The organism is Mesotoga sp. HF07.pep.5.2.highcov (genome assembly GCF_003666285.1).
Classification (GTDB): domain Bacteria; phylum Thermotogota; class Thermotogae; order Petrotogales; family Kosmotogaceae; genus Mesotoga; species Mesotoga prima.
Window position 1 is genome coordinate 1 of sequence record NZ_JFHJ01000599.1, and the last position, 9,040, is coordinate 9,040.

7 protein-coding genes are annotated in these 9,040 nt (G+C 46.3%); 2 read left to right on the plus strand and 5 right to left on the minus strand.

Features of this window, described 5'->3' with window-relative positions; genetic code table 11:
- Positions 1-287: 287 nt before the first annotated feature.
- A complete protein-coding gene (locus tag BG32_RS16740; RefSeq protein ID WP_259459732.1) occupies positions 288-761 on the minus strand; it encodes a DUF1254 domain-containing protein in 474 nt (157 codons plus the stop codon).
- A gap of 1,442 nt (positions 762-2,203) precedes the next feature.
- Here BG32_RS16740 and BG32_RS12605 point away from each other — a divergent pair.
- Complete coding sequence (locus BG32_RS12605; RefSeq protein WP_121510457.1) at positions 2,204-2,563, plus strand: helix-turn-helix domain-containing protein; 360 nt, start codon at positions 2,204-2,206, stop codon at positions 2,561-2,563.
- A 254-nt stretch (positions 2,564-2,817) separates the two neighbouring features.
- Here the strand turns inward: BG32_RS12605 and feoB are convergent, their stop codons facing one another.
- The 4 genes from feoB to BG32_RS12625 all read right to left on the minus strand — a co-directional run bounded on the left by feoB (position 2,818) and on the right by BG32_RS12625 (position 6,873).
- A complete protein-coding gene (feoB, locus tag BG32_RS12610; protein WP_259459733.1) occupies positions 2,818-4,836 on the minus strand; it encodes a ferrous iron transport protein B in 2,019 nt (672 codons plus the stop codon).
- Positions 4,778-5,116 (minus strand): FeoA family protein, encoded by a 339-nt coding sequence (locus BG32_RS12615; protein WP_006487552.1) that lies wholly within the window; start codon positions 5,114-5,116, stop codon positions 4,778-4,780. The genes feoB and BG32_RS12615 overlap by 59 nt, the downstream gene beginning before the upstream one ends.
- Positions 5,097-5,753 (minus strand): DtxR family transcriptional regulator, encoded by a 657-nt coding sequence (locus tag BG32_RS12620; protein WP_121510459.1) that lies wholly within the window; start codon positions 5,751-5,753, stop codon positions 5,097-5,099. Before BG32_RS12620 ends, BG32_RS12615 begins: the two co-directional genes overlap by 20 nt.
- A gap of 649 nt (positions 5,754-6,402) precedes the next feature.
- The gene (locus tag BG32_RS12625; protein ID WP_099772871.1) at positions 6,403-6,873 is read right to left on the minus strand and encodes a nucleoside recognition domain-containing protein; all 471 of its coding nucleotides are present in this window, start codon (positions 6,871-6,873) and stop codon (positions 6,403-6,405) included.
- Positions 6,874-8,261: 1,388 nt separating this feature from the next.
- On the opposite strand from BG32_RS12625, the gene BG32_RS12635 reads away from it, so the two are divergent.
- Positions 8,262-9,040: ATP-binding protein (locus tag BG32_RS12635; protein WP_147435035.1), on the plus strand; the 779-nt coding region annotated here is incomplete at its 3' end.

The following is a 9,040-nucleotide window of genomic DNA, read 5'->3' on the forward strand; positions in this document are numbered from 1 at the left end:
TTTGAGAAACTCTGGATGAGGGCTTCTTCAGAAGGATGAATTTGCAGCTGGCCGAGAAGAAAATTGAAGTAGCCTATGAACCTGCCGAATCGGCGACGGTCTGGTCAAAAAAAGGAAAACTCTCCATTTGAAGCGCTTCAGGAGAAGGAGCCCCGGAATATTCACTCACAGTCTGCAGTGAACACTGCTGCTGAATCTCAATGACACTCTGCAAATCTCCTGGCTTTTCGCTATTGACAGCAGTCCTTACTACGCAATAAACATAATTTCCCTCGCTGTAGAAGACATCATCTATTCCCGAAGATCTCGCCTTCCCAGTAGGGGCCTGCCACCATTACTGTCACAGCGTCCGTCCCCGTGGTCCTGGAGCCCGCATATGCGAAATTGTGAGTGTACATATCTACAAGCTGCAGAGAGAAGTACCTGTCTTTAACTCCTGGAAGATCTACCACAATCGGTTCAGCCCTCAAATCTAGCCAGGCCGTTGAGTAAATAGTATCGTTGTTGGGCCGTACAACTGTCTTGCTATCCGGTCCGAAAAGAGTCTTGATCCTGGTAAATGTGTTGAATTTCCCCGAACTTACGGCTTCTACATACATCGTTCTGTAATTCTCTAGCATAGGGTAAGCGAAAATGTATGCGTCCTTGGCCAACGAGTTTGCTTCGGAAGGATCCGTGGTGAGTTCCTGTTGATTGGAGAAAACAACTGAAAACAACATCAGGAAAGCTAAACAAACAAATAACAGCCTATTCGAAATCATGCAGAAGCCTCCTCTCTGCTTTTAGCAGCGGTGTTTCGTACTGAAAAAGAACCTAAGATCTGATTCTTTCCACGCTATAAACCGTACTTGAATAGCATAATGTTTTCAGTGGCAAATTCCTATGCATCTGAAAGAGGGTATTCATAATCATTCAGTAATAGTCAAGAACTTCTTGTACCAAAGAACCTTCTTATTTTCGCAGAACCTATTTCCGTTTTTTAGGAAGAAGTGGAATTCACTCTCCTAACGCTTTGGCCACCTAAAATCTCCTGTTCAGAAAACCCGGAATGTAAAGTTTTTCCACCGCCCGGTCAATCAATAAGCAAAACCCAGTCCCGGACTTTCTTCCCTTGAACTTCACTAAAGAAATGAATGAAAGTTATTAAAAGAAACTAATCCTGCACACACACTTCAAAATGTCTGAATGAATATAGTTGGGTTCCATAATCTTCTGGGTTTGTAAATGCTCTCCAAAGCCAAAGGTGAAAGCGCGGCAGTAGTTGTGATATACCGTTTCCAGTTCATCGGACTTCCGATGGTTAATATATCGTGGCTGGATATTCAAACTCAACTGATGGGGATGTCTGCGGTAACCTTAATTCTAGCTGCTTCCGGATTGCGAAACTGGATGCAAACGGCAATATCATACTACAGAAGTGCCTTAGAGGAAGCGGATATGAAGAGAACACTTTAGTTTTTCGAACATCCTGCGGGGATTACATCATTGCCGGCCAAACAATGTCAAATGACGGAAATGTCTTGGGTAATCAATCGGTAGGAGCCTGTGTTGCTGGATAGTAGCAGTGGATGTTGCCGTCAATTTCCACCGGTAGAAATGCCTCGGCGGGAGCTGCTCTGATGACGCCAATGAGGCAAATGCTGTTCTGACGGGGGAGCAGTAATCGTTGGCCAGACAGTATCAAATGATAGAGATGTATCGGGTAACAAAGGACAGATCGATTACTCGATGGTGAAGATTGACTGCCTGGAATGGCAAATCGTTTATAGCAAATCTGAAGCCAGTCATCGGATGAAATCACTGAGTAATATCGGTTCTTATTGTTTTGAAAATAAGAGCTTATTCTGACTATCTCACTAGAGATAACGAGTTTCATACATAGCTATGTCAAAATGGGCGCGGCCTAGAGAGCTCTGCCTATTTCTTACATCGTAGTTCCGCTCCACTTGACCGATCTTCGAATTGGAGACAAGAAGTGGTTTAAACAGATTGGTCTTATCACGGAGAAGAGTTGTTGACAAACTGGGCTCGAAACCATTACCCAGAGCGATGCCCGGAAATGCTTGATAGCCTCAATAAACACTCTTCAAACAAACATCCTCGTCGAGACGGTTTTTGCCCGTGTTTTAAGGATAACAGTCAAATTTGAAATGATTAAGTTAGATTATATTAGAATATAGCGGAAAATAGTGGAAGGAGGGAAATGAAAATGGTTGTTATGGATGGAAGGAAGTATTATGAAACAAAAGAAGTGGCGGAGATCTTTAATTGTACGCCCTGGACTGTAAGAAAATGGATAAGCGAGGGCGCGCTCAAGGCAACTAGAATCGGCAAGAGGTATCTGGTCGACGAATGGACAATCCAGAAGAAACTTGATTGGAATGCAAAGGGTGGCGATGAAGAGAGATTCTTGACCGTAAGAGAAACAAAGAAAAAGTCAGAAAGCCGTGAAGTTGCTGAATCCGGATTGCAGACGGTCAGATTTGAGAAACTTTCCGAGGGAAGGTATGCAGTCTTCAATGAAGAAGGGTTCCTGATCGGAACCCTGATAATAGACAAATAGCGTAAGAATCGGGTAGAGAATGGTTCAGGATCTTTTTTGCTCTCATGCGGAAAACATCAACGGATTTTGACTACCGGTTTGGCACCAAGGGTAATTTTCTTCTTCCGTGAATCGCAAGCAGCGCATTGCTTATAAAAATGAGTAGAAAGCGTTTTGCTTTGCTAAAGCCAACTAAGCTTTTGGGAACGATCACCGTATACGCTGCATTGCCCCAAAGCAATTTCTGATCGAGCAATTGAATGTAATATGCCTACTTAAGCGAGAAACAAACTACCAATTTGAAATACGAGAGAAGCAACAATGAACGCAAATACAGTTGTGTAAACGGCTGTAAAGAGAGCCCATTTGACTCCAGCTTCCTCCCAGATTGCGCCAAATACCGCTACGCATGGCATGTATAGCAATGTGAAAAGCATGAAAGCGTACGCCGAGAGTGGTGTGAAATACTCACTCAAGGTCAGTTCGAGGTTTCCTTCTCCTACCAGCGTCTGATAAGTCCCGACCACTACTTCCTTTGCGAGAGCTCCCATTAACACTGCAACCCCGCTCTCCCAGTGATCAATTCCCATGGGTTTCATTAGGGGAGCTACAGTTGAACCAATTACGCCTGCATAGCTTTCTTTGGAGCCATACTCCACCCCAGCGGGGAAGGTTGCCAGAGCCCAGATCACCAGGACAACTATGAAGATAATGGTGCCGGCCCTCTTGAGAAACATAAGGCTCTTGCTTCCCGCAAATCTCAGTGTCTCTTTAACCATTGGCGGTCTGTACGGCGGAAGTTCAAGCACAAAAGGCGAGCTTTCCCCCTTGAGGATCGTACTCTTGAATAACATCGCCATTCCAATGGCGGCCGCTATTCCGATCACATAGATGCTGAACACGACGGTGCTCTGGTGTTTTGAGAAGAATATACCGGTGAAGGTAAGATAGATTGGCAATCTCGCGCTGCATGACATAAAAGGAGAAACAAGCATAGTGATCAGCCGGTCCTTTCTCGATTCAAGGGTCCTCGTAGCCATAATTGCAGGAACTGTGCATCCAAATCCGATTATCATAGGTATGAAAGATTTGCCGTGGAGCCCGATCTTATGCATCAGCCTGTCCATGACAAATGCAGCCCTGGACATGTACCCTGACGATTCGAAAACCCCGATCATGAGAAACAAGAAGAAGATATTAGGAACGAAGACCATAACGCTTCCCACACCACTGATAATTCCATCCGAAACAAGAGAAACAACTATTTCCGGTACGTTCCCGGCAAGTAGAGAAACTGCAGATTCAGATAGCCATTCGAACCCAATCTCTATCTGTTCAAGAAAGAAATTCCCGATGGTAAAGGTTACCTCAAAGGTCAGCCACATTAGAAAGAAGAATATCGGAATTCCAAGCCATCTATTGGTGAGTATCCTGTCAAGTTTATCTGTGAAATCGACCCGACCGGTGTTTTTCTTCACAAAGTTCGTGTAAATCTCTTGAATCGATCTGTACCTCTCCTGGGCCATTGCTATAGAAGCGTCTCCAACAGACTTTTCGAGGTCTGAAACGATTTGATCGACTGCGCCCTTTGTACCGCTTGAAGCTCTTTCGAGTAACGTTCTGTACTCTGGGTCTTTTTCAATGAGTTTTATGGACAACCATCTTGGGTCAAGCTCACTGGAAATATCGGAGTGCAATACCAGTGACTCTATCTTCCTGATTGCCTCTTCGATTCTCTGGTCGTGGAACTTTCTCTCTGTTCTCGACGAGACCTTCCCCACATATTCGAAAATCTTGTCCTTAAGATCCTTAATGCCGGTGCGTTTCAGCGCCGATATCATGACGACTGGCACCCCGAGCTCTCTGGCGACGCCTTCCGTGTCAATTGAGATCCCCTGGGCCTCCAGCTCGTCCTGCATATTCAGAACCACAATGACGTTCATACCCATTTCTATCAGTTCGAGAGTGAGATAAAGGTTTCTTTGCAGGTTCGTACTGTCGATTATCGACAAGACCAGATCGGGCCTGCTGGTCACCAGATAGTCACGGGAGATTCGTTCATCTATCGAAAAGGCATTCAAGCCGTATATCCCCGGTAAATCGACGACTCTTGCCTTGATTCCGCCGAAGGAAAATACTCCTTCCTTCTTCTCTATCGTAACTCCTGGCCAATTTCCTATCTTTTGGTGCATCCCTGTCAGAGCATTGAACACCGCTGTCTTTCCCACATTGGGATTACCAGCCAGTGCGATATCGATAACGTCTTCTTCTACCAAAACGCCCTTTGACGGCATTGTTCTCCTCCCCTCCATCTACAAAGCGGACTCTTTCGTCCACTGGTTCAACTACTATCCTGCTTGCGAGAGAATTGCTCAGACCCATCCGAGACTCCCCTATTAGAAGAATCAACATTCCCTCAGCCGAGCCCCTCATAACTTCAACAACAGCGTTTTCGATAAGACCAATGCTTCGCAGTTTCGATCTCTGCGTTTCGCATCTTGAAAGATCAACTATTCTGCAGCGGCCCCGTCGCACGTTGCTGAGAAAGAAACTATCAGATACTCTCGACGACAACGGCCCTCGCCTCCTCCTTACGAAGACTGAGTCTGTATCCCCGCACCTTTATCTCGATAGGATCACCCAGGGGAGCGATAGCCTCAAGCGAAATCTCTGTTCCAGGAAGCACTCCCATGCTCAAGAGACGTCTCTTCAACTCGGGATCGCCCCTGATGGCTTCGACCCTGTAGACCTTTCCGCTTTTTTGTTTGTCCAGAGTTCCTTGTGAGTCCTTTTCATAATCTTCAACGTAAGTCTGCATCTTTTTGAGGAGCTCAGGGTTTTCGGCGAAGAACCTCGTTACGGCTTCCATTTTCGTCAGCAATTCCTGATTCAGATGATGCTCGAGACCATGTGCAAGTTCGCCTGCTTTGCTACTCTCGATATACAGAACTTCTTCGAGAAAAGTCTTGAGAGAGTTGTGCTTCTCGAACAATAGACTGGCCTGCATCAGTCCTGCCTGAGTGAGTTTAATGTAACTGTACTTTTCGTAGTCGACGAGTCCATTTTTGCTGAGCTTCTTCAATGCAGAAATCACCGAGGAAGTTTTCACCCCAAGGATCTCAACCACATCTTTCACACGTGCAAAGTCCTTTTCGATCTGTATCTGGTACACAGACTTCAGATAATCCTCCAGGCTCTCTGAAATAGTCACTGTGAAACCACTCCTTTACATATGAAGATAAGATAGACATATCTACCATTATAGTATATTGTTATACTCCATCGTTGTCAAGACATCGAGTAGATTTAATTATCGTGCATTACGGGGGAAGAATCACCTCGTTGAAACCGTTATCAAAGGGGGCATCGGCTCCTCATCGACTGGGTTAGCGAAGTTCGAAGGGGCCCGTGTAACGTCGGGCAGGGACGCCCGACACTACGAACAGGCTGGGAGCCTGTCCTACTACGTTGATTTGGTAGCGCTGCCCCTCCTTAAGCAACATTGTTTGGTTTATGGTACACGAAAACCACCGTAAATAATCACCACGAACTTCTCCGAGTGGTCGGCGACTCTCTCCGGATCAGCGTGAATCTCAAGAAACTTTGGAGGCTATATGAGTAAAAAAATTTTGAGGCAGCGTCACCGGCTTCGGTAACATCTACTTTTGAGATATCACGTTACAAGCCCTCTCTTTTGCGGTGGGCAGGTGATACATGAGCACCGCGAGGATGACCCAGACGAAGTCGAAGCTAACCCATAACACTGGACTATTCCAAAAGTCGCTTGGCATTTGCTCTTCCCTTTTCTACTTTTTCTCAACCTGCTCCCTAAGTTCAGAACCTTCAGGGGACTTCAACCATCAAAAGCCCAGCAACCGTCCACCCTGATAGACGAAAAATGTGATCAGGCTGGCCATGACCATCGGCACGGCCAATCCCATCAGCGTCCACTTAAGGCTGCGAGTCTCCTTCCAGGTGGCCCATACGGTGACCAGGCAGGGCAGATAAAGCATAAAAAACACTAGGAACGAGTAGGAGGTCAACGGCGTCCACACTTGGGGCAGGTAAGCCAGCACCTGCTCCGACTCCGCCAGGCTGGTTTGAAGGCCATAGGTCATGGCCAGAGCGGGCACAATGATCTCTTTGGCCGGCAGGGCGAAGAGCAGGGCAGTTAGCATTGCACCGGAGAGCCCCCACGGCCGGCCCAGCGGTGCCAGTCCATGCACTAGCCAGCCGATGGCCGTCTGCTCAAAGGGGACGCCACGGGGGATATTGCCCAGGACCCAGATGAGCAGTGTGGCCGGTGCCGCGAACTCGACCGCCCGCCACATGGTGAGGGCCACCCGGTCCCAAAGCGCCCGCCATATCACCTGCCAAAACTGGGGAAGTTTTCACTCCGAGGATCTAAACCACATCTTTCACACGTGCAAAGTCCTTCTCGGTCTGTATCTGATACACAGACTTCAGATAATCCTCCAGGCTCTCTGAAATAGTCACTGTGAAACCACTCCTTTACATATGAAGATAAGATAGACATATCTACCATTAGTATATTGTTATAGTCCATCGTTGTCAAGACATCCCCGGAAGCTTTTTCAGGAGCTTGAAGTACCCAGTGAGCCAATTCTTCCTGCGAAGCAAACAAGGCTTGAGCAAATACCGAGGCGAAAGTGAAAGGAAGCGTTTCTATCCGGGGAAGACATGAAGCCTCATACGCTCGGGTCCGACACCACACAGACAGACAAAACGCATGAATTCGTCACCCTGAAAGGGTTCGAAGCTTGTGCAGATTGTGAGAGTGTTACCAGGCCCTTAGCATGATTTCGAAGAAAGTCTCAGGCGCTTAAGGTTCTGATCTGTAAAAGAATTCACGCTCTTTACCTGTTAGTTAGTTATTTGGCCTTGTTATTTCACCTCTGTCGATGAAAGAACACCCGGGTTTCATTCGCTCCTGTACGGCCCTTATTTCGTTAAGGTAAGTGAGAGTCTTTACTTGCTGATACGTACAAACCGAATTCTGACCCCGTTTTTTTAACCCTCATTACGTCATCCCGTAGAACCTGCCCCAATGAGCCTGCCCTGAAAGCCTGCCCCAATGAGCCTGCCCTGAAATGATCTTGTTCAGGGATTCTGTTTGGGGTCTCCTCTTCAGGGATTCTGTTTGAGTCTTCTCTTCAGTCATCCCGTAATGCTCTTATACGGGATCTCGCATTAGAACCGCTCTACGCTTAAAACCAAGGACCCGCTGAACGCTAGGAAGAGCCGTCCTTCGTTGTCCCGTCCAAGAGCATGGATCCGCCTTTCGTCAAGACCTAAGCCCAGATCCTGAACAGGAGCATTTCAGGATGACCACTGGCTACGCCTCTACCCTCATTCTATACCCTCTCTCTTTTGACAATACTCTAAGGGGAGAATATCATGCCCCGAAACATGTTGTATCATCCCGTAATATCCCCGCGCTTCATCCCGTAATGCTCCTGTACAGGATCTTGTTCTACAGTATTGCTCTTCCTCAATTGATCAATATAGCGTAGAAGAAAATTATCGTCGGAAAGATTCATGAATTACCTGGAAGACTTATGTATATATAATACAAAAAAACCGAGTCCTTTTCAGAGAAATTAATTGGAAACTAGAAAGGAAGAGAGGTATGAAGATGATTTGCTATCAATATACTATATAGTATAATACTGTAAAGTATAATAAGTAGGTGATTGCTGTGTTTGTTGGCAGAAAGAGGGAGTTAGCCTATCTCGAGGAGAGATTCGAAAGGGGAAAACCGGAACTGCTTATTCTATACGGCAGAAGGAGAGTTGGAAAGACAGAACTCACAAAGGAATTCTTGAGGAAGAAGCGGGGGATCTATTACCTGGCAGAGAAACTGCCTGAGAATCTTCAACTGAAGAAGCTCTCCGAGAAGGTTATTGAATTCTTCCACGAGGACATAATAACCAAATTCTCCAACTGGGAGATGCTCTTCAAGTACCTTGCCTCCAAGCACGATCGATACATACTCGTGATAGATGAATTTCCTTACCTTATAGAAAGAGAACCGTACATTATCTCGGCTTTTCAAAAGGGCTGGGACGAATACTTGTCAAACTCGAATGTCTTTCTCGTTCTCACGGGTTCGAGCGTCTCGTTAATGGAGAACAGTGTCTTGAGCTATAAGAGCCCTCTATACGGCAGACGAACTGGACAGCTTCTTCTAAACCAGTTTCCCTTCAATGAAATCGGCGCGTTCTTCGAGAAGAAATACGAATTTGACGATTTACTCAAGATATGGGGCACTCTTGGTGGAGTACCGTTCTATCTTGAGCAGTTTGACAGCGATCTTGACTATTACGGAAATGTCATGGAGAAGATATACAACCAGAACGAGGTGTTGTTTGCCGAAGCCGAGTTTCTTCTGAATGAGGAGCTCAGAGAACCGAGAAACTACTTCGCCATTTTGAGGGCAATCTCGCTCGGAAAGAGAAAACTGGGCGAGATAATAAA

Bases quoted from the DNA above. Each gene is read 5' to 3' on its own strand.
- feoB (WP_259459733.1), bottom strand. From the start codon at position 4,836: ATGCCGTCAAAGGGCGTTTTGGTAGAAGAAGACGTTATCGATATCGCA.
- BG32_RS16740 (WP_259459732.1), bottom strand. From the start codon at position 761: ATGATTTCGAATAGGCTGTTATTTGTTTGTTTAGCTTTCCTGATGTTG.
- BG32_RS12625 (WP_099772871.1), bottom strand. From the start codon at position 6,873: ATGTGGCGGGCGGTCGAGTTCGCGGCACCGGCCACACTGCTCATCTGG.
- BG32_RS12605 (WP_121510457.1), top strand. From the start codon at position 2,204: ATGAAAATGGTTGTTATGGATGGAAGGAAGTATTATGAAACAAAAGAA.